Here is a 25,174-nt window from a genome sequence, read left to right as displayed (position 1 = left end):
AAAGTATTCCAAGGCAATTCACGAAAAAGAGGCCGGATTTAAACCGGGGGCTGTGGATATGCCGCCCGTCCGAATAAATTGGCGATTGCATTCGCCAACTCCAGGTCGAAGCGCGGCAGGAAAAGATCAAAAGGTGCAAGCCTCGGCGTAATGATGATGGCATCTGATAACGAACCCGGCCCATCCGTCGCTGCGACGATTTGCGGCAGACCCGCCATTGCCGGCTTCGCCCCCCCAGCCGGTACCGACGAAAAAAGCGCGGCCGCTTGCGCAGCGTCACCGGTCCTGCGCGCTTTGACATGGACTGGAAAAGCCGATCCGTTCTTCACAAGGAAACGATCGTCCCACAGCCCCTGTTGATACGCGCCTACTGGAAGCTCCGGCAGGTTTCGCTGCTCGCGAAACATATAAAGCCCGTCCCTCCGACGATCGAGCAGGACGCGCCCAACCGTCAGTCGCCCGTTTTCACCCGTTTTGAGAAACCGCAAAACGCGCTCCATGCTGTTTGCGGCGGGAAAATATGCCCTTCCGCCCAGTGTGGCGACCAGCGCCGCCAGCCCATGCCGGAACTCGGGAAGATCGGGATCGATGCCATCGCTGGCGAACCTGGCCAGCGCGGCGTGAAAGACCTCTGTGTGACCGCGCAGGAAAATGGCTGTTTTTTCGGAAAGCACCTGTCTTTTGATAGAAGCCTCCACATCGATACGGACAGGGGAAGGGGCAAGCGCCTGCCGCACCCGCACTCTCTCATATCGGATATTCTCATTGCTCGGATCGTCAAACCAGCTGCGTGAGCAGGACGAGACGTAGTCGCGGATCGCTTGCCTCTCGCACATCAGAAACGGCCTCATGATCCAGTGACGGCCATCGTATAGGACTGCGTCCGCCATGCCGGAGAGACCGGGATTCTCAGAGCCGCCGCCGCGGGCGGCGCGCATCGCCACGGTCTCACGCTGGTCGCCGGCGGTATGTCCGGTCACGACAAGATCGGCGCCGATCTCACGGGCAACCTCGGCAATCAGGCGGTAACGGGCAAGCCGGGAGGCTTCGGAAAGGCCCGAGGCCGGTTTGGCATCGTCCCATCGGCGAATGACGTGGGAGATGCCAAGTTCCGCGCAAAGCACGCCGACCTTGAGCGCCTCATCGGCGGATTCCGCTCTCAGCGCATGGTCCACCGTAACGGCGGAAAGTCGCAAACGGTCCTGACTCCATTCCGCTGCTGCCTCATGCAATGCCAGCAACAGGCCTGTGGAATCACTGCCGCCGGAGATTGCGACGAGGATATGGGCGGGTTTGCGAAGATTTTCGACAAAAGATCTTGCCGCCGCAAGCGGCACAACTGTCTTTTCGCTCAAAATACGGGCATCAACCGGCATGGAAATACCCGCCACAGCAGGGGAAAATCAGCAGCTCAGCCGCTTCTGTTCGCTGGCAACCTTGTTCAGCACGGTCTTCGAAGCACTGGGATAACGCTTCGGCACCTCGCGCAGCGTGGCGCAGGCGGTTTCGGTATTGTCGAGAGCGGCAAGCGACATGCCGAGCTTCATCAGCATTTCCGGCGCTTTCGGAGATTTGCCATAGGTCTGGTGACCGTTGAGGAAGGTTTTTGCGGCCTCGTTGAACTTGCCCTGCGAATATAGCGCCTCGCCCAGCCAGAAGCTGGCATCCGCAGCCTTAGCGCCCTTGGGATAACCCTGGAGATATTGCTGGAAACCCTGCTCCGCCAGCTTGTAGTCACCGGAAAGAACATGGCCGTAAGCGGCCTGATAGATATCGCTCTCGCTGGTCAGCGCCGCCGTATTGACCGGATCGGTCTTGCGCGGGCTATTGCCGGTGGTCACACCGGGAAGACTGCCTGACGAGTTGTTGGCGCCCTGATTGAGCGTACCGCCAATCGGCATTCCCTTGGAATCGAGTTCGATGGAGCCGAGCGTCGTCTCTCCCGGTGCGCTTGTCGGCGCATTGGAAGGAGCAGACGGGGAAACGGAAGCGCCACCCTCGGGTGGCGTTTCGATAATCGTTGCAACGTCGTCGGTCGGTGGTGTGGCCGGACTTACCGGACTGGCCTCCGCCTTCTTTTTCGGCGTTGCGGGACTTGCGGCCTTGCCGCCGGCATTGCCGCTTTCTAGTTCCTGGAAGCGGAACTCATTGTCCTCCTGCGCCTTGCGGATCGTTTCCTGCATCTGCAAAAGCTGGAAGCTCATTTCCTCGATACGGCCGTTGAGCTGCCGGATCTGTTCTTCAAGCTGCTGAACCCGATAGGCTTCATTGGCCTGAACCCGGACGACCGGGGCCTGTTGAGAGTTGATCGTGCCGAAGCTACCCCCCGCACCGAACAGCGGACCCGAAACGGCGATGCCGCTCAGGCCGGTGCAGGCTGCAAGCCCCAGCATTCCCGCCACGACAAGTTTCTTCATCTCATTCGTCCTGCCTTAACTGATTTGCACCGGAATGGCGCAAGCCGGATTTTTTCCATATCAACCAAAAAAGCAACTTAACTTCGGCCAAACTATGAAAAAAACAAAAGGCGGCCCGAAGACCGCCTTCCATTTGAGATCACAATAACGTCAGGCAATCACATGCCCGCGCCACCGAGAACCGTAACGGCGCGGCGGTTCTGCGACCAGCAGGAGATGTCGTCGCAAACGGCGACCGGACGTTCCTTGCCGTAGGAGATCGTCTTCATGCGGTTTGCCGGAACGCCCTGGGAAGCCAGGAAGTCACGGGTTGCAGCAGCGCGGCGGGCGCCGAGTGCAAGGTTGTATTCGCGTGTACCGCGTTCGTCGGCATGGCCTTCGACCGTGATCGCGTAGTTCGGGTAACGGGCGAGCCACTGAGCCTGGCGCTGCAGGGTCTGCTGCGCATCGGCGCGGATCGAGGTCGAGTCCGTGTCGAAGAAGATGCGGTCGCCGACATTGACCGTGAAGTCCTGCTGGGAGCCCGGCGTTGCGGAACCCGCGCCACCAAGGCCGAGTTCACCGGCGCTGTTCGGCATGTTCTTCTTGTTCGCGCAGCCTGCGAGAGCAAGCGCGAGCGTCATGGCGATGACAGCCGGGTTACGGGCCAGTTTCTGCATCGGGCTGAGTGCCGAAATGTGTGTACGGCTCATCGCCGGTCTCTCCTTGGAATTTCAATAACGTTGCCAGACACTAACTGATCGCGGTTAATAGCCGGCAAACGCTTATGGTTAACAGAAAGGAAATGTCCCACTTTTTTGCTCCCTCACAAGAGTTTGCGGCAAGAAAGAGGCGCATTCCCGCATGGCATGCATAAAACATGACGGCGCCGGATATTCCGACGCCGTCATGACAGTCATATCAGTCCAGAAGCGGCGACCATGCCGGGTCCGAAGCGAAAGTCGGCGTCTTGATGAGCTGTTCGTTATAGCCCGTCAGGTCGATCGAATAGAGCTGCGGACCGCCGGCACCGGCGTTCTGACGGAAGAACATCAGCACGCGGCCATTCGGCGCCCAGGTCGGGCCTTCATTGTGGAAGCCGCTGGTCAGAATGCGCTCGCCCGAACCGTCGGTCTTCATCACACCGATCGAAAACTTGCCGCCGGACTGTTTGGTGAAGGCGATCAGATCGCCGCGCGGCGACCATACCGGCGTGGAATAGGAGCCGTCACCGAAGGAAAGGCGCTGCTGGCCGGAGCCATCGGCATTCATTACGTAGATCTGCTGACGGCCGCCACGATCGCTTTCAAAGGCGACGCGCTGTCCATCCGGAGAAAATGATGGCGCCGTATCAATCGCGGACGTGTTCGTCAGCCGCGTCGTGGTGCGCGAGCGCAAATCCATGGTGTAGATATTGGCGTTGCCATCCTGCTGCAGGCTCATGATGACCTTCTGTCCATCAGGCGAGAAGCGCGGCGAGAACGTCATGCCGGGGAAGTTGCCGACCACTTCGCGCTGTCCGGTTTCCAGCTGCAGCAGGTAAACGCGCGGCTGCTGGCCCTCGAAGGACATGTAAGTCACTTCCTGACGGTTCGGCGAGAAACGCGGCGTCAGAACGATGTCATTGGAATTGGTGAGGTTACGGACGTTGAAACCGTCCTGATCCATGATCGACAGCTGGCGCTTGCGGGCCGTCTTCGGGCCGCTTTCGGAGACGAAGACAACGCGCGTGTCGAAGTAACCCTTCTCACCCGTGATCCGTTCATAGATGGCGTCGGCGATGATATGGGCAACACGGCGCCAGTTTTCCGGCTGGGTGAAGAATTGCTGGCCGGTCATCTGCTGGCCTGCAAAAGTATCCCACAGGCGGAATTCGGCGCGCAGGCGGCCATCGCTTTCGCGTGTCACGCGGCCGGTCACAAGCGCCTGGGCGTTGATAACCTTCCAGTCCTCAAAACGCGGCTGCTGATCCGGGCTGGTAATCTTTTCGATGAAGGCGCTCTTGTTGACCGGCGCGAAAAGACCGGAGCGCTGCAGATCGGCTGCGATGACGGCCGAAACCTGGGCACCGATGCCGTCTCCCGACATGAAGTCGGTGATGGCGATGGGCAAGGGCTCGACGTTACCCTTGTTGATGTTGATTTCCACCCGCGCAAAAGCCGGTGCGGAGAAAACCGACATGAGGGCCGCGACAGCGAGCACCAGCCGGATCGGCGAGAATATTTTCATGTTGCCAGGCCTTTCAGCATTCATAGCAATTCACTGGGATCGAAGTTCACAACGACTTCGTTCCATGCGTCATATTTGTCGGCAGGAAGGTTCGTGAACGGAGCAGAACGCATGATGGCGCGATAGGCTCCGCCGGAAAGAGCACGGCGCGTTCCTTCGGAACCACCGGTTGCTTCGATCTCGGGCCGGCCGATGATGGTTCCATCACGGTCGAGCTTCATGGTGACCCGAACGCGAACGTCCGAGGCATCCGCCATGCCGGGAATGATCTGCCAGTTCTTCTGGATCGCGCCGCGTAGCGCATCCATTTCCGTCTGGCTGAGCGTCGAACCGCCCGTTGTCTTCTTGCCGCCAAGCGAAGCGGTTTGCGTCGACCGCTTCGCGCCGCCACCGGAGGGTGCCTGCTTGTTCAACAGGGCTGCAACATCGTCGGCGTTGAAATCGCTTTCCTTGGACGAGGCGGATTTCGCCGTCTCCTGCTTCTTCTCGCCCGGCTTCTTATCGGAAGGTTTGTCGGTGGACTTTGCCTGGTCGGGCTTGGTCTCGGCCGGTTTTTCAGCGGGCTTCTGCTCTGCAGGCTTGGTTTCAGCCTGCTTCGGCTCTTCCGGCTTCGGCGGCTCGGGGCGGGAATTCGGGCGTGGAACGTTCTGCGGCACGGGAATCTCGGCCGGCTCCTGCGTGGCCGGCGGCGGTTCTTCCGCCTTGGTTTCCTGCGGCGGCGGCTCCGTCTTCGGCTGGGGCGCAATTTCAGGCTTGGTTTGCGGCAAGGCGGCCATTTCCTGCGGCTTGGGAGCCGAGGTCTCTTCCTTGACGATTTCCTTTACCTCGTTCGCCTTGGTATCGACGACCGGCTGCGGCTTTTCCTGCTTTGGCGGGGCCGCGGCGCTGATATTGTCGTTAGGCTTGGTGGTCGGCGTCGGCGGCGCGTCAAGATCGGCCGTGTTGTTGCCGACATTCTGGGCGTTCTCGATGATGTCAGGACGTGTGGTCGGAACAGGAGCGGACTTTTCCGCCTTCGGTGCCTTCTTGTCGCCCTGCTGGATCTGGGTCAGTTCCTCAATGGGCACCAGTTCCACCGGCAAGGCCTCGGCCTGCGACACGTCGAGCGGTTCCGGCGAGCCCAGGGAAACGAGGGCGAAAGCCAGAAGCGACGCATGCACGATCGCGGATGTGGTGATGCTGCCCTTCATCGTTTTACGTCAATTGTCCTGTTTCTGCTGGGTCACAAGGCCGATATTCTTGAAGCCCGCCGCCTGGATACGCGCCATCACATCGGCGACGACGCCGTATGCGGCAACGGAATCCGCGCGCACGAAGATACGTTCGTTATAACCAGTCGTGGCGATTGCCTGCAGCTTGTCGGCCACTTCGGCCGCCTGGATTTCGGTTTCCTGCAAATGGATCTGGCCATTGGCATTGACGGAAATGGTGATCGGCTGCGTGTCCGAATTCAGCGCATTGGCGGATGTCTGCGGCAGATCGATAGGCACGCCGACCGTCATCATCGGCGCTGCCACCATGAAGATGATGAGCAGCACGAGCATGACGTCGACCAGCGGCGTCACGTTGATCTCGCTTATCGCGCCGCCTTTGCGCCGTCCGCCGCGCCCACCCCGGCGTCCACCGGAACCGCCGCCGCTGCCACCTGCTGACATACCCATATCATCTACTCCATTTTGCCTTGCGGCAAATTACTGCACAGCATGCATTGGGGGCCGCTTATTGGGCGGCCTGCCGTGTCTGAAGTTTTTCATCGATCTGGCGCGACAGGATCGCGGAGAACTCGTCGGCGAAACCTTCCATACGGGCGGAAAGCTTATGCGCGTCGGCCGTGAACTTGTTATAGGCGATAACCGCCGGAATAGCCGCGACAAGGCCGATAGCCGTTGCCAGAAGCGCTTCGGCGATACCCGGCGCCACGACCGCAAGGTTGGTCGACTTCGAACCGGCAATCGCCTGGAACGAGGTCATGATACCAACAACCGTACCGAAGAGGCCGATGAAGGGACCAGCCGAGCCAATGGTGGCAAGCGAACCGAGGCGAGCCTCATATTGTTCGCCTTCACGTGCGATCGTTACATCCATCGCCCGGTCGATACGCATCTGCAGACCGATGGGCGAACGCGCGCCGCGTTCGAATGATTTTTTCCATTCCCGCATGGCGGAAACGAAAATTGCCGCTAGACCGCCATTCTGGCGTTCCGCCAGCGTGCGATAAAGCTCCTCGAGCGACTGGCCAGACCAGAAGACCTGTTCGAACTGGTCGAACTGGCGCTTTGCCTTGCCGAAGCTCACATATTTGTCAAAGACGATCGCCCACGTCCAGACCGAGGCGGCGATAAGTCCGATCATCACGAGCTTCACGATGAGGCCCGCCTGCATAAACAGTGCCCAGAGACTTACATCGTGCGTCGCCGCTGCCAAACCTGCCTGTTCCATAAATATCCAATCCCCGAATCCAAACGCCCGGTACGGGACCGGGCGATTCAAACGCGTGTTAACGCTCGAAGTCATGCGGCGACAGCCGCCAACCCCTTTGCCATACCCCGATACTTGCCAGTAAGCCTTACTTGCCAATAAATTTGGTGAAAGGAAGGCGTGCGCCGCACAAATGCCAGTTGCTAAAGTAAGACACCATTATGGTTAAAGGAGTGTTACAACCGCGCCACGCCTGGTGGATTTACTGGACCGGGCCGTCAATTACTTCAGGAATTTTTCCGCCACCGTCTCCGGAAGACGCCTTGGGCGACCATTGGCATTGATGACGGCAATGATGACCCTGGCGGCAACCAGCAGGGTTTCACCACGCCGGATTTCCTGATTGAGCACCATTTTCGCGCCGCCGGCCTTTTCTGTCACAGTGGTGATTGTCAGCACATCATCCATCCGCGCCGGGGTCTTGAAATCGATCTCCATGCGATGAACGACGAAGACAAGGCCTTCCTCATCGGCGGTAAGAAGCGCGCCCTGCTCGCAACCGAGGCAGCGCAGGTAATCGGTGCGTCCACGCTCGAGAAAATGCAGATAGCGCGCGTGATACACGAGGCCGGAAAAATCCGTGTCCTCATAATAGACGCGCTGCCTCAGGCGGTGCCCATGTTCGATGAGTTCGCCTGAAAGCGAAACCATAAGCTCGCTCATATTGTCTCCCTGGAAAGTTCGGCCGCATCGAAGCAACCTTCGCGGACGATAAGATGCTCGTGGCGCTGGGGCAGATTCTCGATGCGGTCTGCAATAAAACGAGGCCTGAGATCGTGATCCAGCAGGGTGGAAGATTGCGCAGGCAACCAGCGGAATTCTACCTCGACGCCATCCAGCACCCGGTGCACGATATCGCTACCATGGAAAGGAAAGGCCTGGCGAAGCGAAACCAGATAATAAAACGCCAGCTCATGCGCGGCATAATCGTCATAAGCGAAAAAATTCTCGGCCGACCATAGGAGGCGCTCAACGGTACAATGCCGATCAAGCTCCTCGCTGATCTCGCGGATGATGGTTTCCTGCGAGCTTTCGCCTATTTCCGCCCGCCCGCCCGGCAAGGCCCAATAACTGTCCTTGGTGCCGCGCTGGACGAGAATATGGTCGTTCTGAAAAATAAGCGCCGCGACGCGCATGCTGAAGAGCTGCGGTTTCCGGTCCAGCCGGATCATGTGGCGTTCGGGGGCAGAAGTCATTTATCGTCCAGATCGCCGTCATGCCAGACGAGATGTCTCGTCGTCTTCGGTAGGTGTTCTATTTCGTCGGCGATGAAATAGGGCGGAATATCAAGCTCCGTCAATGCCTGCCGGGTCGCGGCGACCCAGCGGAATTCCAGCTCGTTATCGCCGTCCTGAACACGGTGGATGATTGCGGTGGGATGAAAAGCCAGCGTCTCCGGCAGGTCCATCAAGTAATAAAAACCGAGTTCGTGCCAGTCCTTGCCCTCGTAGTGGAAAAAATTCTCAACCGCCCATAAAAGCCGCCCCACCTTGGCCTCGACGCCAAGCTCCTCCACCATTTCGCGCGCCAGCGTTTCCTCCGAGCGCTCGCCCATTTCGGCACGGCCACCCGGAAAGGTCCAGAATTTTTCGTGCGATGCCCGGTGCACCAGCACGTGTCCATCACGAAACGCCAACCCCGCGACACGCATCTGGAAAATTCGCTTCGGCTTGAACTTCATGCGGATGCGGGTGTCCTGCGTCTTGTTATCGTGCGTCATTGTCCGGACCTGCGGCTGGAAACATCAAATCGGTTTCCGTCCACCCTAACGCATCCATCTCTTCTTTTCTCGCCTTTGCGTCATCGCCCACAATGAATTCATCCAGTTGCGGCGGCTTGATCGTGGTGCCGGACAACATGGCATGCGCCTGCCCCCGATGATGCGTCTGGTGCTGGAAGAGATGGGACAGGATATCGTCGCAGCGATCCTGCTGGATGCGCGTGCCGCGATGGATATTGACGGTTGCGGCAAGGCCGTCTTCATCGAGCCCGTCGACAAAGGCGATCAGCACCTCGTCCAGTTCCATCTGGGCGCTCCGTAGCACCCGCATCGTGGCGAAGGGCTCCTCTGAGGCAAAGGCAGCCAGACCGAGCGTCCCGCCCTGGAGGGCATCGATATAGAATCGGTCGACGGTGTAGATGTGGTTCAGCGTGGCGCGGAGCGTTGGAAAGAAGCTGACACGACGGGCGATAAACTCCTCCTGCGAAAGCTGAAGACAGGCTTGGTGCAGCCGGAAATTGGCCAGGCGATTATTGCGCGCGAGTTTGCGGAAGATCCGCAACGGATCGTAAGGCATCAGCATCCCTCCTTTGACGCCGAATGACGGCATCGTTCAATCGGTGCGTTCGAGCTCCGATCTGCTTTTTAGAACGTTCGCGCCGTCTTTCTGGTCGATCGCCGAACGGCTCAGAAAAGCTCAGACGGATGATCCAAGATCAACGACCACGATTTCCGGTGGAACGCCAAAGCGGACGGGCGCGATGGAGCAACCAAGGCCGCCCGAGATAATCAGGTTGCGACCGTCCTCGACCACATGTCCGTAAGCATAGCGATTGCCGTAGCGCGACGGTACCACAGGCGAACGTCCCAAAAGCCGTATTTGTCCGCCATGGGTATGCCCGGACAGCGTTAACGCCACACGGGACGGCACTTTGGGAAAAACATCCGGTTCATGCGCCATAAGGATAACCGGTGCTTCATCCGTCACCTGCATGAGCGTACCGTCGAGATCGTCGAGTCCGCGCATGGTTCGGCGATCCCATTTTTTGCCCGGCAACAATGCAAGCTGGTCCTCCAGCCCTGCGATCCAGAAGCCTTGGCCATTCTTTTCCAGCCGCAAGACACGATTGCCGTAGACGGCAATGCCAACATCGGCAAGCGCCTTGTGACCGAACGTTTCACCGCCACCGGCTTTCTGCGCCGACCGGTCTTCCCACCAGTCATGATTACCCATGATCGCATGAACACCGAGGGGTGCCTTCAATACCGCAAGAGCCTTCGACCAATCTCTCGAATGGACATAGCTTGTCACGAGATTCATACCAGCGGTATAGTCACCAAGCAGCAATACTACGTCGCCGCCGAGACTGTTGGCATGATTGCAAATGGCGGTAATCCGGGCAGCAGACATCCAAGGCTCGCAGGCGTGAATATCAGCAAGCACCACCAGCCGTAATTTTAGACCCGGCGGCCAGCCGGGCGGCGTCAACGCATAACGGGTCACGTTAAGCCGAAGGAGCGGTTCGAAGCCGAAAGCATAGGAACCGAGCGCCATGGCACCCGCAAAGCCACCCCCGAGAACCCTCAGAAAGGCGCGGCGGGAAATCAATCAATCCTCCTCCAGCGTCAGCCGGAACTGCGCCGCCTCAATATCCTTGGGCGGCTGCATTCCCAGATGTTTCCAGGCCGTCCCGGTCAGAATACGCCCGCGCGGTGTACGCTGGATAAAGCCCTGCTGGATCATATAGGGTTCGATGATGTCCTCGATGGCATCGCGCGGCTCCGACAGGCCGGCGGCGATGGTTTCGATGCCGACCGGGCCGCCGCCGAAATTGACGGCGATCATGGTGAGATACCGCATGTCCAACTGGTCGAGACCCATTTTGTCGACCAGCAGCCGCGTCAAAGCTTCGTCGGCGATCTCACGCGTGACCGCTTCCGCCCGCGCCACCTCGGCGAAATCGCGCACGCGGCGCAAGAGCCGGCCGGCGATGCGCGGCGTGCCGCGGGCACGCCTTGCGACCTCGCGCGCGCCTTCGTCGGTCATATTCAGCCCCATCAGCCGCGCGCCGCGCCGGACGATCAGCTCCAGCTCATCCACAGTGTAGAAGGCCAACCGGACGGGGATGCCGAAACGGTCGCGCAGCGGCGTCGTCAGCAAACCGAGACGCGTGGTCGCGGCAACGAGAGTGAATTTGGAAAGATCGATCTTGACCGAACGGGCCGCCGGTCCTTCGCCGATGATGAGATCGAGCTGGAAATCCTCCATTGCCGGATAGAGGATTTCTTCCACCGCCGGGTTGAGACGGTGGATTTCATCGATGAAGAGTACGTCGCGCTCCTCAAGATTGGTCAGAAGTGCGGCAAGATCACCCGCCTTGGCGATGACAGGGCCGGATGTCGACTTGAAGTTGACGCCGAGCTCCTTGGCCATGATCTGTGCCAGCGTCGTCTTGCCGAGGCCGGGCGGGCCAACGAAAAGCACATGATCCAGCGCCTCGCCACGGTTCTTGGCGGCCTCGATGAACACCTTAAGATTGGCGCGGGCTTCCGCCTGGCCGGTAAAATCGTCCAGCGACTGTGGACGCATGGTGGTGTCGATATCCTCACCGCGCTTGTCCGCAGAAATCAGTCTGTCCGCATCGCTCATTCAGGGCATTCCATTGTTCTAAACCGAATTCATGAGATGGTCTTCGCCGCTATATCATGACTGTCGCGTCAAGGCGCTTCACGAAATTCAATTCGCGCCCGAACAGCATGTGTATCGCGCTCAGTCTACCGCGAAAGCTCTTTCAGTCCGAGCCGGATCAGCCTGGCGCTGTCGCCGCCCTCCCCGCCATTCTTCAATGCGGCAGCTACCGCATTGGCCGCCTGATCGCGTGAATAGCCGAGATTGGTGAGTGCGGAAACGGCATCCGCTACCGGCGCGGATGCGACACCCTCGCCAAGCTCCTGCTTCAATCCTATCGAGGCGGAGGCCTCTCCCGCAAAGGCGGGCGCCTTGTTTCGAAGCTCGGTCACGAGGCGCACCGCCACCTTTGGCCCCACACCGGGCGCGCGTGAGATCATCACCTTGTCCTGAAGTGCAATGGCATTGGCCAGTTCGGAAGGCGACAAGGTGGAAAGGACGGCCAAGGCCACTTTCGAGCCTACACCCTGCACGCTCTGCAACAGGTTGAACCATTCCCGCTCCAGCGCCGAGAGAAAGCCGAAGAGTTTCAGCTGGTCCTCGCGCACATAGGTTTCGATGAACAGCACCACCGCCTCCCCGACGGAGCCGATTTTCGACAGCGTGCGGGCCGAACAATAGGCGACATAACAAACGCCATGCACATCCACCAGCACGTAATCCGCGCCGATTTCCTCGATGCTGCCTTTCAGTTTTCCGATCATGATGCCGCCCGCTGCAATGAGACTTTATATTAACCGGCCGCCAGTAGCCGCCGCATTCTGTCACCGCCGCGATTATGGGCGTGGCAGATGGCGATGGCGAGCGCGTCCGCTGCATCGTTACCCTTGAATTCGGCCTTCGGCATCAGGATTTTCAGCATCATGTGAATTTGCTGCTTTTCGCCGTGCCCGACACCGATGACGGCTTTTTTGACCGCATTCGGTGCATATTCAAAAACAGGCAATCCCGCCCGTGCCGGAACCAGCATGGCGATGCCGCGCGCCTGACCGAGTTTCAGCGTGGCCACCGCATCCTTGTTCACGAAAGTCTGCTCCACCGCCGCCTCGTCGGGCTGATGGCTGTGCACGATATCGGCCAGCCCGTCATGCAGCTGGCACAGGCGGGAGGCAAGATCCATATCGCCATCCGATGTCACGGTACCGGAGGCGACAAACCGAAGGCTGTTGCCGAGAGTGTCGATGACACCCCATCCGGTGCGACGCAATCCGGGGTCGATGCCGATGATTCGAATCGTCTTTTGCATGAGTTACCTTATCTTTCCGGCTGCGACCCTGCCAGCGATAAGTGAACAAAACGACAACATTCATCAAATTTGCAGTGCAGCATTTACCTCTGCTTAAACCGCGTACCGCATTGTTCCCGCACAAAATCAAAAAAGGGGAGCTGCGGGCATGATGATCCGCAGCATAATATTCAAGCCATATCAGTCATCCGGTGGCGCCATTCATGCTTGGCGTGGGAACTGATCCGGCATTGGGGGCTGCAACGGCCATGCTGAACCGTTTTCATTCCATATCCACCAAAGTGCTGGTGATTTTCCTCGCACTGATGGCGATCTCGACCGGGGCTCTGACACTTCTTGGCTATCAAAGCAGCAGCGGCGTTCTCGAAGAGCAGGCATCGAAATCCATGGAAAGCATTCTCGTCTTCCGCGGCGACATGCTTCAGGAACGCCTTGAACAGCTGAAAACACAGGCGGATTCCATCGCCAAGATCGAATCCCTGCAAATGGCCGTGGTCTCGATGCGCAGCGGCTGGGGCACCGTGCAGAAGAGCTCCGGCGACGCCAAGGCGGAATTGCAGCGCGTCTTCGTCAAGGAAAACCCCTTCACCGACAGGGAAAAGCTGATCAAGCCCGAAAACCCGAGCGGCTTTTATTATTCCACCCATGAGAAGACCCAGACGGATATCGGCGGTTATCTGAAGGAAACACCGTTCAGCGATGTTCTCTTCATCGATCCCGCCGGCACGGTCTATTACTCTTATCTCAAGGGACCCGCTTTCGGAGAAACGATCACGGGCGGCGCCTGGGCGGAAAGCGGCCTTGGCGCTGCATTTGCCCGCGGAGCCGCCAACGCCGAAAAAGCCGTGAACGACGTGGCGCAGACAAGTTTTTCCGGCCTGCGGATCGACGCTGCAACGAATGAAGCTGGCATTTATTACGGCATTCCGGTCGTCAAATTCGGCGCGTTCAAGGGCATTGTCCTCTTCCGCGTCAAGCAGGAGATCTTCAGCCAGATACTCGAAAAAGGCGTTGCCGCCGGCAGCTCCGAAAAATCCGCGATCATTTCCGCCGATGGCAAGGTTCTGGGCGTGGAGGGCGGCAGGCTCGTCAGCCTCGATCCGGCAATCTACGGCTTCCATGGAGAAGCGCTGAACACGGCCGGAATGACGATTGCCAAGATCGACCGGCCGGACGGCGAGGCCAATGCCTATGCGCGGCCTTTCGCTTTTGCCGGTGAAAAATATCTCGCTGTCGAAAGCATGTTGCGCAGCGAGTTGAATGCAGGTTCCATCTCGATTGCCGGCACACTTGCCGTGATCGGCTTTGGTGTTCTGGCCGCCATGTGCGTGGCGACAGCCTTTTTCGCACGGCGGCTGTTCGCGCCGCTGGAAAAGCTTGCCGGGCTGACCGGCGAAGTGGCGGCTGGCAGGCTGGATGCCGAAATCGGCAATCAGGACCGCAACGACGAGATTGGCCGCATGGCGCAGGCACTCGGCAGTTTCCGCGAAAAGCTCATCCTTCAGCGGGAGATGGAGGAGACCGCATCGCGCACGCGGGAGGAAGCCGAAACGGCGCGACGCGCGCATCTTGCCGAGCGCGAAGCCGAGGCCGGCACGCTGCAAATGGTCGTGCGGTCTCTGGATGAGGGTCTGGACCGGCTGGCGAACGGCAATCTCGCCTATCGCATAGACACTGTCTTCCCGGAGGATCTCGAAAGCCTGCGCCATAATTTCAATACGGCGCTTGCCCGGCTCAGCGAAACGATGCAGGCCATCGGCGGCAATTCCGCCGCCGTTCGCGGTGGCTCGGAAGAAATGCGGGTGGGAGCGGACCAGCTGGCGGAACGCACGGAACGTCAGGCTGCCTCCATCACCGAGACGGCAAGTGCCATCAAGGCGATCACCGAAGCGGTTCGTGACCAGATCGACCGCGCCGAACAGGCGACAAGGATCGCTCGCGATGCCAGCACGGAAGCCACGGCCTCGAGCCGCGTGATGGAACAGACCATCGCCGCCATGGAGGCGATCCAGACCTCGTCGCGTCAGATCAACCAGATCATCGGCGTCATCGACGAAATCGCCTTCCAGACGAACCTGCTTGCCTTGAATGCGGGTGTCGAGGCCGCCCGTGCGGGCGACGCCGGCAAGGGCTTTGCCGTCGTGGCGCAGGAGGTGCGTGAACTGGCGCAAAGGTCAGCCGCGGCCGCAAAGGAGATCACCAGCCTGCTGAAGCGCTCGACCGACGAGGTTTCCGCGGGCGTGGTGCTGGTCGAAAAGGCCGGCGCTTCGCTGACGGGTATCGGCAAACATGTGCAGACCATCAGTTCCCGCATCGAGGAGATCATGGAATCCACCCGCGATGAGGCGCACACGCTTGCGGAAATCAACAGTACCGTCACCAGCCTCGATACCATGACCCAGCAGAACGCCGCCATGGTGGAGGAAACGACGGCAGCCATCCACAATCTCGCCTCCGAAGCGGGCGAAATGGATGGCAGGCTCGGACAATTCGTGCTGGCCCCTGACCAGGATGCGAGAGGGTATCGTGAAACCCGGCAATTCCGGCGGGCGGGCTGAGACAGTGAAAGGGGCCTCTTCGGAGGCCCCAATTTTTTTGAACCATCCATCAATTCTATGCGACTTCACTGGTAAATCGGGACACGCGCCTTACATCCGCAACAAAGATTATATCTCTGCAGGAGCGTCGGATGATCCCCTTTTCCATCCTCGACCTTTCGCCCATTGGCGAAGGCGAGAGCGTCAGCGAGGCGCTTGAAAATTCCCGCCGCATGGCAATCAAGGCTGAAGACCATGGCTATAACCGCATCTGGCTGGCGGAACATCATGGCATGCCGGGTATTGCCAGCGCCGCAACCTCGCTCGTCATCGCCCATGTGGGCGCAGCCACGAAACATATCCGGGTCGGCTCGGGTGGCATCATGCTGCCCAACCATTCCCCGCTTGTCATTGCCGAACAGTTCGGCACGCTTGCGGCGCTGCTGCCCGGTCGTGTCGATCTCGGTCTTGGCCGCGCGCCCGGAACCGACATGCGAACGGCAAGGGCACTGCGCCGCAACCTCGATGCGGGTGCGGAAAACTTCCCGCAGGATATTATCGAACTCCAGCGTTACCTCGGTCCACCGCAGCAGGATCAGGCGATCCTGGCCGTGCCCGGCATGAATTCGAACGTGCCGCTGTGGCTGCTCGGCTCCAGCACCTACAGCGCGCATCTGGCGGCAGCGCTCGGCCTGCCCTATTCCTTCGCCTCACATTTTGCCCCTGACATGCTGATGGAGGCGATCCATATCTATCGCGAGCGCTTCCAGCCATCCGAGGTGCTGGACAAGCCCTATGTGATGGTGGGTGTGATGGGTGTGGGTGCCGATACGGACGAGGAGGCGCAACATCTCTTCACCTCGTCACAACAGCAATTCGTCAATCTGCGCCGCAATGTCCGTACCCCATTCCCGAAGCCGGTGCACAGCATGGACGGTTACTGGAACGAAATGGAACGTTTCTCCGTGGAACATACGTTGCGTTTCGCGGCCGTCGGCTCGCCCGAAACGATCAGCCGCCATCTCGACGGTTTCCTCACCGAGACACAGGCGGACGAGCTGATCGTCTCAATGCCGATCCACGACATCGAAAAACGGCTGCGCTCCGTGGAGATTTTCGCCGATGTGCGGACCTCCATCAGGAAGGCCGCCTAAACAAAAAGCCCCGGAGCGACAACGCTACCGGGGCTTTTTTAGAAGATATGAAATGTCAGGCGGAAAGCTTGGCGAGGATTTCTTCGGAAACCTCGAAGTTGGAATAGACGTTCTGCACGTCGTCATCGTCTTCGAGATTGTCGATGAGCTTCATCAGCGATTGCGCCTTTTCCTCATCCACCGGCACCGTGTTCTGCGACTTCCAGATGGCCTTGACGCTTTCGGCTTCACCCAGCACGCCTTCCAGCGCCTTGGAAACCTCGTTCATCGCTTCGAAACCGCAGATGATGGTGTGGCCGTCTTCGGTGGTTTCGACATCGTCGGCACCCGCCTCGATAGCCGCTTCCATGACCTTGTCGGCATCGCCGACTTCCGGCTTGTAGGCGATTTCGCCGACACGGTCGAAGGAGAAGGATACGGAACCGGTTTCGCCGAGAGCGCCGCCGGCCTTGGTGAAGATGGAGCGCACGTTGGAAGCGGTACGGTTACGGTTGTCGGTCAGGGCCTCGACGATGACGGCGACGCCGCCCGGACCATAGCCCTCGTAACGGACTTCATCGTAGTTTTCTCCGTCTGCGCCGGAGGCCTTCTTGATGGCACGCTCGATATTGTCTTTCGGCATGGACTGGGCCTTGGCGTTCTGGATTGCCAGACGCAGGCGCGGGTTCATGTTCGGGTCGGGCATGCCCGTCTTTGCCGCAACGGTGATTTCGCGCGCAAGCTTGGAAAACATTTTGGACCGTACGGAGTCCTGCTTGCCCTTGCGGTGCATGATGTTCTTGAACTGTGAATGACCAGCCATGGAAAACCTGATTGTCGTAATTTGGAGATTGCGGGCCTTATAAGTGCGATAGGCCCATCGTTCAAGCCCGCAAGCGCTTTCTCTTGCCCGCAAGAATATAAGGAACTGATTTATCCGCTTTTCGTTTTGTTCATGAAAGCGGAAGAGCGGGACATTTTGCCCTCCCGGTTGCCGCAGCGAACCTGAAGGAGGAAGCACATGGTCAGCCTGACTGAAGCAAGAGAAGCCCCTGCCCGCCAGCTCTGGGACGAGGTCAATTCGGTCCATGCCGGCATGCTCGGCCTCGAGGGCCTGCACAATCATATGCAGCCCATGGCACCGCACGCCGACCCCAAGACCAACACGATATGGTTTTTCTCCAAGAAGGATACCGATCTGGTCAAAACGCTGAAGCCGGGTTCGCGGGCGCATTTCTGCCTCGTTGGCAAGGACCATGATTATCACGCCTGCCTTTCGGGCGTGCTTGAGGCGCGTGACGACAAGGCAAAGATCGAGGAATACTGGAACTCCGTTACCGCCGCCTGGTACGAACATGGAAAATCCGATCCGCAATTGACCATGCTGGCGCTTCACGTTGACGATGCGGAAATCTGGGCCTCGACCGACAGCACGCTCAAATTCGGCTGGGAAATCGCCAAGGCCAATATGTCCGACGACAAGACACCGGATGTGGGCGTGCGCCAGCACCTCGCCTTCGCCTGATAAACGGGCTCCCCCGCCTTCCTCGCCGGCCCCTCTATTGCATGCCTTTTGGCACCAGTATCTGCGGCTGGCGGGGAAGATTTCTCATTGAGACCCGGATGATCGGATCGCTCGCATAGGCAATCCGGAAACTTTCACCAAACATGGTCAGAAACTGCTCCAGCGGCGCGCCGGTGCGGTGCATCGGCAAGATCAGCGCGGAACGCAGGCGCTTGACCACGCGGCTCATGCTGTCGGCGCCCATCGTCAGCCCGCCATCAACAGGCACCATCAGTACATCCAGACGGCCTATCTCGGCATAGTGCGTATCCGTCAATTCATGATGCAGATGGCCGAGATGACCAATGCACAGCCCCGCAACCTCGAAGATGAAAATGGAATTGCCGTTTTCCTGAAAGGATTCGTAATCACCCCAGCGATTGCGGATGTCGGTCGCGACATTGCGGATATAGACATCGTCCACGAGAACCTTGTGTTCGGCCTTTTCCCCCGGCGTATCGCTCCAGCCATGCAATACATATTGAATGGCCGGGTCGGGATTGAGGGTGAAATGCGTCGAATGCGCCCGGTTCATCGTCACGACAGTCGGCGTGACGGGCGGACGGTAAACGCCGTTATAATCGGTGGCGATCGTCACGCCGCCGGGGCTTTCGATGAGATAGGTGGAATGGCCGATGAAGCTGATCTTCACCTCTTCCTTTGCCGTCGCCTGTGCCAGCTGGACACTTGGCCGATTGAGGGGCGGTTCGAAGCTCGCGAACATGACGCCGGGAATGTTGCGGGCAATCGCCTGGCACTGGCTGACCGGAGGGCGGCTTTCCGTTTGGGCAAAGGTCGCTCCCGCACAGGTGAGCAGACCCGTTATTGCAAGCATAAGCACACGCAGCATCATGCCACTCCCCTGAACTTGCGAAGGTTGAGAGGATGAGACAGGTTTTGCCGGGCGTCCAGTTTCAAGAACGGCGGGACGCTCACAATCTCGTCATTGTGAACGTCTCAAGGGGGCCGACTGTTAAGCCCAGAAGGACGGGAGGGTTTCGGCAAGCCTCGGGCCGATGCGCAGCGGTGCGATCTTTTCCGCAAGGCCGGTGCGGTCCGATATCTCGACGCCCACGCCGCAGATCGTCGCAGGCCCACTGGCCGCCTCGAAGCGGCCCTTCGGCATCTTGGAAATGAAGCGGTTGATCGGCTCTTCCTTCTCCATGCCGAGCGAGCTGTCATAATCGCCGCACATGCCGGCATCCGACATATAGGCGGTTCCGCCGTTCAATATCTGCGCGTCGGCGGTCGGAACATGGGTATGAGTGCCGACAACGAAGCTTGCACGCCCATCGACGAAATGGCCGAAACACTGTTTTTCGCTGGTCGCCTCGGCATGGAAGTCGAAAATGATGGCGTCGGCCTGCTCTTTCAGCGGGCAGGCAGCGAGAATATTTTCCGCCGACTTGAAGGGATCGTCCAGTTCCGGATGCATGAACACGCGGCCCATAATATTGGCGACGAGCACACGCGCGCCGTTGCGTGCATAAAAGATGCCGGAACCCTTGCCCGGCGTGCCATCGGGATAATTGGCGGGCCGCAGGAACTGATCGTGGCGCTCGCAGAAGGAGACAGCCTCTTTCTGATCCCAGACATGGTTGCCTGTCGTCACCACATCGGCGCCGGCATTGATGGTTTCGAGATAGATATCCTCGGTGATGCCGAAACCGCCGGCGGCGTTTTCACCGTTGACGATGACGAAATCAAGCTTCAGATCGGAAATCAGCCCCGGCAGCCTGTCCCAGACCGCCGTGCGTCCGGTCTTGCCAACCATGTCTCCGAGAAAAAGAAGTCTCATTCACCGCCCCGTTTTGCGTATGTTCTTTGGATTTCGTCCCTCTAGCGGGTAATCCGTCTTTTAAAAAGTGCTAAAGCGCCGTTTGCCCATTATCTGGCATCAACGGCTTGCCGGAAAACCAGCGCAGACCGCTCTCCGTCAGAACAGCATGAAGCGGCACATCGTGGGGCTCTGCCGGCACCGACGGCACTTCCTGACAGTCAAAGGCGACGCCGATGAGAATGGGAAACCAACCCTTGCCATGCAATCTCGCAATGGCTCGGTCATAGTGTCCCGCGCCATAACCGATCCGCTGGCCCTGCCCGTCAAAAACAGACAGCGGCACGAGCAGAATATCCGGATCGAGAACCTGCACGTCCTCCCCCGGGCCGGTCGTGCCGAAGCCGGTCTTCACCAGTGGCGTGTCCGCCTCGAAGGCACGAAAGACGATGGTTTCTCGGTCCAGCACAACGGGGAGAACGAGACGCCCGCCCCTTGTCCGCAACGCTTCCATAAGCGATCGGGTATCGACCTCGGAGCGGATCGGCATGAAGCCGGAAATCACTGTGCCCGGCGCAAAGGGAATGCCAGAGGCACCGTGAGCCGTTATAGACTGGCTCTTCTGCTGCCGCTCGGCCTGTGTCAGGGCGTCGCGCGCGGCAAGCCTTTCGCCGCGCAGTCTCGCTTTTTCGGCAATGTCGCCGGACATCAGGCGGCCCGGCTCACAAGCACCTTGTCGATACGGTGTCCGTCGAGATCGATAACCTCGAAACGCCAGCCGTTGCGGGTGACATGTTCGCCCAGTTCCGGCAGGCGACGGAACTCGTCCAGAACCAGACCGGCAACGGTTTCGAACTCCGCATCCTCGTCAATCTGAAAGCCCATGCGATAGGCAAACTCATCGGCCGGCATCCAGCCGGCAACGAGGAACGAACCGTCCTCGCGCTCGACCATGGCAGGCTCTTCATCATTATCCTCCTGGAAGGCACCGGTGATGGCCTCCAGAACGTCGCCGGAACTGACGATACCTTCGAAATGACCGTATTCGTCATAGACCAGCACCATATGCACCGTGGAACGGCGCAGCGACTGGATGACATCCACGGCGCTCGTCAGATCCGAGACCACAGGAACTTCGCGCAGAAGTTCGCGGACATTCAGTTCTTTTCCGGATGCCAGCGCATCGAAAGCGTCCTTGGCGAAAAGCACGCCCAGAATCTCATCCGAGGCGCCGTTGCGCACGGGCAGACGCGACCGCTGCGTCTCGCGAAGCTGCACGCGGATTTCTTCCGCGCTGTCTTCGATATCGACCACTTCCACATCGCGGCGCGGCGTCATCAGGCCGCGCGCGTTACGGTCGGCAAGGCGCATGACGCTGGTGATCATCGCCGATTCCTCGGTCTCGATCACGCCGGCGCTGTGGGCCTCTGCCAGAACCGTGCGAATTTCATCGTCGGTTACCGATGCATTGGACTCGCCGCTATGGCCGAGAAGGGCGAGAACCGTCTTGCCGGATTTGTCGAGCAGCCACACCAGAGGCGCACCGACCCTCGAAAGCAGCATCATGGTGGGCGCGACGCGGGCGGCCACCTTTTCCGGATCGCGCAACGCGATCTGCTTGGGCACAAGCTCGCCGACGATCAGCGACAGATAGGTGATGGCGACAACCACCGAACCGACGCCAAGCGCATCGGCGGCGCGGTCGGGAATGCCCTGTTCCAGAAGCCAGGCAGTGAAACGGGCGCCGAGCGTGGCGCCGGAAAAAGCACCGGAAAGGACGCCGACCAGCGTGATGCCGATCTGCACCGTGGAAAGGAAGCGTCCGGGATTTTCGGAAAGGCTGAGCGCCATCGTGGCGCCCTTGCTGCCCTGGGAGGCAAGCACCTTGAGCCTCGCCGGTCTGGAGGAGACAACGGCAAGCTCGGACATGGCAAGCACACCGTTCAATACGGTGAGCAGAACCACGATCATAATTTCAGTAAACAAGTTTAGCTCTTTGGGCTGTTGAACGGCACGTCGCGGTTTTGGCCGCAGCGCCCTTTCTGTAAAAGGGCATGACAGACATACCAATCCGGATAATAGGGAATTGTTCCGCCAATGCAATGATGGCGGGATAAAAAAGCCGAGCCCGGCAGCAATGAAAATAACTGTCGACTATATCAGGGTCAGGGAAGAGCCGGGGTTAACCCGGAACTTCAAGCGCGATCCACGGCGACCGATGGAGATTTACGATCCTGGGTGCCTACAAAAGTAGGTGGGCACCGTGTGTCCAGCCCCACGGGACTGGCCAGGGACAGCTCCCTTTGGATCGAGTATGGCCCCAGGGATTGTGGTTCCTGTCGGGAAGCGCAGAACGCGCTACAGATATAAGACGTATCGAACAAAACCACCAGAGGGCCGGCAGCGAAATTTTGCCGGCGCAAAGCTTCTCTGGCGATCAATGCGCCGCAGGCTTCGGCCGCGCCAGCAATTTTTCCGTAATGCCGTTCAGGCGGTCGGCCAGATCGCCGATGGCGAGCGCCACCATCTCGTCCGATTTCGCCCTGTGCTCGGCCATGCCGTCGCGGTTGCGGGAAAGGGAGGTGACTTCGCCCTCCAGTTTCTCGAGCTTGCGATTGATCTCGGAAAGCTCGTCCATCACCATGATGCCCGCCATGACGGTGAGCCTGAGATCGCCGATTTCGCCGAACTGGCTCTTGAGATGTCCGACGTAACGGTCAAAGCGGGTGGCAAGATCGGTCAGGTGGTCTTCCTGTCCCGCTTCGCACGCCATGCGATAGGCCTTGCCGTCGATCATAACAGTAACTTGCGCCATGAAACCGCTCCTATCGATCCAGCACCGCGCGGATCGTCTCCATCGCCGTCACCAGACGGCGGGAAACCTCGCGGTTGACTTCCTCAAGACGGTTGGCGCGAAATTCGGCCTGATCAAGCTCATGCGCGAGCCTGGCGCGGTCGACATGGACCCGCTTGACCTCGTTATCGATCTCGCCCGTCTCCCTTTGCCGTTCGATACGCATATCGATGGCATTTTCGAGATTTGTGATGGCAGCACTCAGCTCCGTCAGCGCAGATTGTACGGTCTTCTCAGCCGACATCGTTTTTTCCAACTTGCAAGCAACCGGCCGAATCGTCCGGTTTCAGGCCTTTTCAACAATCACGAGGTTATTACCCGATTTATCATCCAGTCAATCAAACCAGTGCATTGAGGCGTTTTGCTCTGTGGATGAACGAGGAAGCCTCGGCACATATCGCGCAGATTTTGTCCGGACACCCGATTTTCTAAACGATTTTTATCTTCGACAGAACCGCAAACGCCCGTGGATTTATTGACTTGCCTGCCTCACCTGCTATGGATCAACCCGCTTTTTGGATAGTTGCGTAAAACTATCTCCTTTCACCCGGAAACAGACGGAAAAGCCATGATTTCTCGCGACAAACACAACCGGATGGCAAATGCGATCCGCTTTCTTGCCATGGATGCAGTGGAGAAGGCCAATTCCGGCCATCCCGGTCTGCCGATGGGCGCCGCTGATGTCGCCACCGTTCTCTTCACCCGTTACCTGAAATTCGATCCCAAGGCTCCGCTGTGGGCGGATCGCGACCGCTTCGTGCTGTCGGCAGGTCATGGTTCGATGCTTCTTTACTCGCTGCTCTATTTGACGGGCTACGAGGATATGACGATCGACGAGATCAAGCGCTTCCGTCAATTCGGGTCCAAGACCGCCGGCCACCCGGAATATGGCCACGCCACGGGCATCGAGACGACCACCGGTCCGCTCGGCCAGGGCATCGCCAACGCCGTCGGCATGGCAATCGCCGAACGCAAGCTGGAAGAGGAATTCGGCTCCGACCTGCAGAGCCACTTCACCTATGTGCTGTGCGGTGACGGCTGCCTCATGGAAGGCATCAGCCACGAAGCCATCGCGCTTGCCGGCCACCTGAAGCTCAACAAGCTCGTTCTGTTCTGGGATGACAACAATATCACCATCGACGGTGAGGTGGGTCTTTCCGACAGCACCGACCAGATCGCCCGCTTCAACGCCGTTCACTGGAACACCATCCGCGTCGATGGCCATGACCCGGACGCGATTGCCGCCGCCATCGAAGCCGCGCAGAAATCCGACCGCCCGACCTTCATCGCCTGCAAGACCGTGATCGGTTTCGGCGCGCCCAACAAGCAGGGCACCCACAAGGTTCACGGCAACCCGCTCGGCGCCGAAGAAATCGCCGCTGCGCGCAAGAGCCTCAACTGGGAAGCCGAAGCTTTCGTCATTCCGGAAGACGTGCTGGATGCATGGCGTCTCGCCGGCCTGCGCTCCACCAAGACCCGTCAGGACTGGGAAGCCCGCCTCGAAGCTGCTGAAGCCGGCAAGAAGGCCGAATTCAAGCGCCGTTTCGCTGGCGACCTGCCCGGCAATTTCGACAGCTCCATCGATGCCTTCAAGAAGAAGATCATCGAGAACAATCCGACCGTCGCCACCCGCAAGGCTTCGGAAGACTCGCTTGAAGTCATCAACGGCGTCCTGCCGGAAATGATTGGCGGTTCGGCTGACCTGACGCCGTCCAACAACACCAAGACCAGCCAGATGAAGTCCATCACGCCGACGGATTTCTCCGGCCGTTACCTGCATTACGGCATCCGTGAACACGGCATGGCGGCGGCGATGAACGGCATCGCGCTCCATGGCGGTCTCATCCCCTATGCTGGCGGCTTCCTGATCTTCTCGGACTATTGCCGTCCGTCGATCCGCCTTGCTGCGCTCATGGGTATCCGCGTCGTCCACGTTCTGACGCATGATTCCATCGGCGTTGGTGAAGACGGCCCGACCCACCAGCCGGTGGAGCAGATCGCCGCGCTGCGCGCCATTCCGAACCTTCTCGTCTTCCGCCCGGCGGATGAAACCGAGACGGCGGAATGCTGGCAGCTGGCTCTCGAGCAGAAGCATCGTCCGTCTGCTCTGGCCCTTACCCGCCAGAACCTTGCGCCCTCGCGCAAGGAATATGAAGAGAAGAACCTTTCCGCTTACGGCGCTTACGAACTCGTCTCCGCCAGTGACGCCAAGGTTTCGATCTTCGCATCCGGTTCGGAAGTCGAAGTGGCACTCAAGGCAGCCGCAACGCTGAAGGACAACGGCGTTTCCGCCCGCGTCGTCTCCGTTCCCTGCTTCGAACTCTTCAAGGAACAGCCGGAAACCTATCGCAACGCCATCATCGGCAAGGCGCCGGTCAAGATCGCGGTGGAAGCCGCCATCCGCCAGGGCTGGGATTACTTCATCGGCTCCGACGGCGCATTCGTCGGCATGCATTCCTTCGGTGCGTCTGCACCGGCGAAGGATCTCTTCAAGCACTTCGGCATCACGGCGGAAGCCGTTGTCGCCGCAGTCGAGGCAAAACTCGCGTGA

Annotated in this window: 26 protein-coding genes and 1 other RNA gene; 4 read left to right on the top strand and 23 right to left on the bottom strand. The window is 59.3% G+C overall.

The window, feature by feature from the left end; genetic code table 11:
- Positions 1–38: 38 nt before the first annotated feature.
- From tilS to ruvC, 15 genes are all read right to left on the bottom strand, one after another.
- Positions 39–1,376, bottom strand: a complete 1,338-nt coding sequence (gene tilS, locus AC1ROR_RS13930; protein ID WP_498589744.1) for a tRNA lysidine(34) synthetase TilS — start codon at positions 1,374–1,376, stop codon at positions 39–41.
- A 27-nt stretch (positions 1,377–1,403) separates the two neighbouring features.
- On the bottom strand, positions 1,404–2,417 hold the full coding sequence (gene ybgF / locus AC1ROR_RS13925) for a tol-pal system protein YbgF (RefSeq protein WP_498589743.1): 1,014 nt from the start codon (positions 2,415–2,417) through the stop codon (positions 1,404–1,406).
- Positions 2,418–2,575: 158 nt separating this feature from the next.
- Positions 2,576–3,109, bottom strand: a complete 534-nt coding sequence (gene pal, locus AC1ROR_RS13920; RefSeq protein WP_035222239.1) for a peptidoglycan-associated lipoprotein Pal — start codon at positions 3,107–3,109, stop codon at positions 2,576–2,578.
- Positions 3,110–3,317: 208 nt separating this feature from the next.
- Positions 3,318–4,625 carry a Tol-Pal system beta propeller repeat protein TolB gene (tolB, locus tag AC1ROR_RS13915; RefSeq protein WP_035222753.1) on the bottom strand — a complete coding sequence of 436 codons (1,308 nt, stop codon included), beginning with the start codon at positions 4,623–4,625 and terminating at the stop codon, positions 3,318–3,320.
- A gap of 20 nt (positions 4,626–4,645) precedes the next feature.
- Positions 4,646–5,815 (bottom strand): cell envelope integrity protein TolA, encoded by a 1,170-nt coding sequence (locus tag AC1ROR_RS13910; protein ID WP_035222237.1) that lies wholly within the window; start codon positions 5,813–5,815, stop codon positions 4,646–4,648.
- Positions 5,816–5,824: 9 nt separating this feature from the next.
- Complete coding sequence (gene tolR / locus AC1ROR_RS13905) at positions 5,825–6,286, bottom strand: protein TolR (protein WP_003506238.1); 462 nt, start codon at positions 6,284–6,286, stop codon at positions 5,825–5,827.
- Between the two features lie 58 nt (positions 6,287–6,344).
- Entirely contained in the window at positions 6,345–7,064 is a 720-nt protein-coding gene (gene tolQ / locus AC1ROR_RS13900) for a protein TolQ (RefSeq protein ID WP_003497570.1), read from the bottom strand.
- A gap of 261 nt (positions 7,065–7,325) precedes the next feature.
- Entirely contained in the window at positions 7,326–7,766 is a 441-nt protein-coding gene (gene ybgC, locus AC1ROR_RS13895; protein ID WP_035222235.1) for a tol-pal system-associated acyl-CoA thioesterase, read from the bottom strand.
- A complete protein-coding gene (locus tag AC1ROR_RS13890) occupies positions 7,763–8,299 on the bottom strand; it encodes an NUDIX hydrolase (protein WP_498589742.1) in 537 nt (178 codons plus the stop codon). The genes ybgC and AC1ROR_RS13890 overlap by 4 nt, the downstream gene beginning before the upstream one ends.
- A complete protein-coding gene (locus tag AC1ROR_RS13885) occupies positions 8,296–8,823 on the bottom strand; it encodes an NUDIX hydrolase (protein ID WP_035222231.1) in 528 nt (175 codons plus the stop codon). The genes AC1ROR_RS13890 and AC1ROR_RS13885 overlap by 4 nt, the downstream gene beginning before the upstream one ends.
- Positions 8,810–9,400 (bottom strand): DinB family protein, encoded by a 591-nt coding sequence (locus tag AC1ROR_RS13880; protein ID WP_498589741.1) that lies wholly within the window; start codon positions 9,398–9,400, stop codon positions 8,810–8,812. Before AC1ROR_RS13880 ends, AC1ROR_RS13885 begins: the two co-directional genes overlap by 14 nt.
- A gap of 120 nt (positions 9,401–9,520) precedes the next feature.
- Positions 9,521–10,432, bottom strand: a complete 912-nt coding sequence (locus AC1ROR_RS13875) for a metallophosphoesterase (protein WP_498589740.1) — start codon at positions 10,430–10,432, stop codon at positions 9,521–9,523.
- Positions 10,433–11,473, bottom strand: a complete 1,041-nt coding sequence (gene ruvB, locus AC1ROR_RS13870) for a Holliday junction branch migration DNA helicase RuvB (RefSeq protein ID WP_498589739.1) — start codon at positions 11,471–11,473, stop codon at positions 10,433–10,435.
- A gap of 125 nt (positions 11,474–11,598) precedes the next feature.
- On the bottom strand, positions 11,599–12,216 hold the full coding sequence (gene ruvA / locus AC1ROR_RS13865) for a Holliday junction branch migration protein RuvA (RefSeq protein WP_035222226.1): 618 nt from the start codon (positions 12,214–12,216) through the stop codon (positions 11,599–11,601).
- A gap of 29 nt (positions 12,217–12,245) precedes the next feature.
- Positions 12,246–12,758, bottom strand: coding sequence for a crossover junction endodeoxyribonuclease RuvC (gene ruvC, locus AC1ROR_RS13860; RefSeq protein WP_003523217.1), 513 nt, complete (start codon positions 12,756–12,758; stop codon positions 12,246–12,248).
- 248 nt (positions 12,759–13,006) lie between these two features.
- Here ruvC and AC1ROR_RS13855 point away from each other — a divergent pair, with 248 nt between their 5' ends.
- The gene (locus AC1ROR_RS13855; RefSeq protein ID WP_498590039.1) at positions 13,007–15,316 is read left to right on the top strand and encodes a methyl-accepting chemotaxis protein; all 2,310 of its coding nucleotides are present in this window, start codon (positions 13,007–13,009) and stop codon (positions 15,314–15,316) included.
- A gap of 131 nt (positions 15,317–15,447) precedes the next feature.
- Entirely contained in the window at positions 15,448–16,449 is a 1,002-nt protein-coding gene (locus AC1ROR_RS13850; RefSeq protein WP_142170985.1) for an LLM class flavin-dependent oxidoreductase, read from the top strand.
- A 55-nt stretch (positions 16,450–16,504) separates the two neighbouring features.
- Here the strand turns inward: AC1ROR_RS13850 and AC1ROR_RS13845 are convergent, their stop codons facing one another.
- The gene (locus AC1ROR_RS13845) at positions 16,505–17,251 is read right to left on the bottom strand and encodes a YebC/PmpR family DNA-binding transcriptional regulator (protein WP_080838339.1); all 747 of its coding nucleotides are present in this window, start codon (positions 17,249–17,251) and stop codon (positions 16,505–16,507) included.
- A 198-nt stretch (positions 17,252–17,449) separates the two neighbouring features.
- Between AC1ROR_RS13845 and AC1ROR_RS13840 the strand changes: the two genes are divergently transcribed.
- Complete coding sequence (locus tag AC1ROR_RS13840; RefSeq protein ID WP_035222217.1) at positions 17,450–17,953, top strand: pyridoxamine 5'-phosphate oxidase family protein; 504 nt, start codon at positions 17,450–17,452, stop codon at positions 17,951–17,953.
- A 34-nt stretch (positions 17,954–17,987) separates the two neighbouring features.
- On the opposite strand, the gene AC1ROR_RS13835 is transcribed toward AC1ROR_RS13840, so the two are convergent.
- The 7 genes from AC1ROR_RS13835 to AC1ROR_RS13805 form a co-directional block, all read right to left on the bottom strand.
- Positions 17,988–18,845, bottom strand: a complete 858-nt coding sequence (locus AC1ROR_RS13835; protein WP_498589738.1) for an MBL fold metallo-hydrolase — start codon at positions 18,843–18,845, stop codon at positions 17,988–17,990.
- A gap of 120 nt (positions 18,846–18,965) precedes the next feature.
- The gene (locus AC1ROR_RS13830; protein WP_003497598.1) at positions 18,966–19,790 is read right to left on the bottom strand and encodes a TIGR00282 family metallophosphoesterase; all 825 of its coding nucleotides are present in this window, start codon (positions 19,788–19,790) and stop codon (positions 18,966–18,968) included.
- A 70-nt stretch (positions 19,791–19,860) separates the two neighbouring features.
- Complete coding sequence (locus AC1ROR_RS13825; RefSeq protein ID WP_498589737.1) at positions 19,861–20,478, bottom strand: 5-formyltetrahydrofolate cyclo-ligase; 618 nt, start codon at positions 20,476–20,478, stop codon at positions 19,861–19,863.
- Entirely contained in the window at positions 20,478–21,740 is a 1,263-nt protein-coding gene (locus tag AC1ROR_RS13820) for a hemolysin family protein (protein WP_035222210.1), read from the bottom strand. The genes AC1ROR_RS13825 and AC1ROR_RS13820 overlap by 1 nt, the downstream gene beginning before the upstream one ends.
- Before the next feature lie 228 nt (positions 21,741–21,968).
- Positions 21,969–22,127: non-coding RNA, 6S RNA (gene ssrS / locus AC1ROR_RS13815), on the bottom strand.
- A 79-nt stretch (positions 22,128–22,206) separates the two neighbouring features.
- Positions 22,207–22,584 carry a cell division protein ZapA gene (locus AC1ROR_RS13810; protein WP_035222208.1) on the bottom strand — a complete coding sequence of 126 codons (378 nt, stop codon included), beginning with the start codon at positions 22,582–22,584 and terminating at the stop codon, positions 22,207–22,209.
- 10 nt (positions 22,585–22,594) lie between these two features.
- Positions 22,595–22,867 (bottom strand): DUF4164 domain-containing protein, encoded by a 273-nt coding sequence (locus AC1ROR_RS13805; RefSeq protein WP_035222205.1) that lies wholly within the window; start codon positions 22,865–22,867, stop codon positions 22,595–22,597.
- Positions 22,868–23,191: 324 nt separating this feature from the next.
- Here AC1ROR_RS13805 and tkt point away from each other — a divergent pair, with 324 nt between their 5' ends.
- The gene (tkt, locus tag AC1ROR_RS13800; RefSeq protein ID WP_035222204.1) at positions 23,192–25,174 is read left to right on the top strand and encodes a transketolase; all 1,983 of its coding nucleotides are present in this window, start codon (positions 23,192–23,194) and stop codon (positions 25,172–25,174) included.

This window comes from Agrobacterium sp. GW821-FHT14E08, from assembly GCF_058803865.1.
Note: the sequence above shows the minus strand (reverse complement) of the source record. Positions and strands in the feature narration are given on the sequence as shown.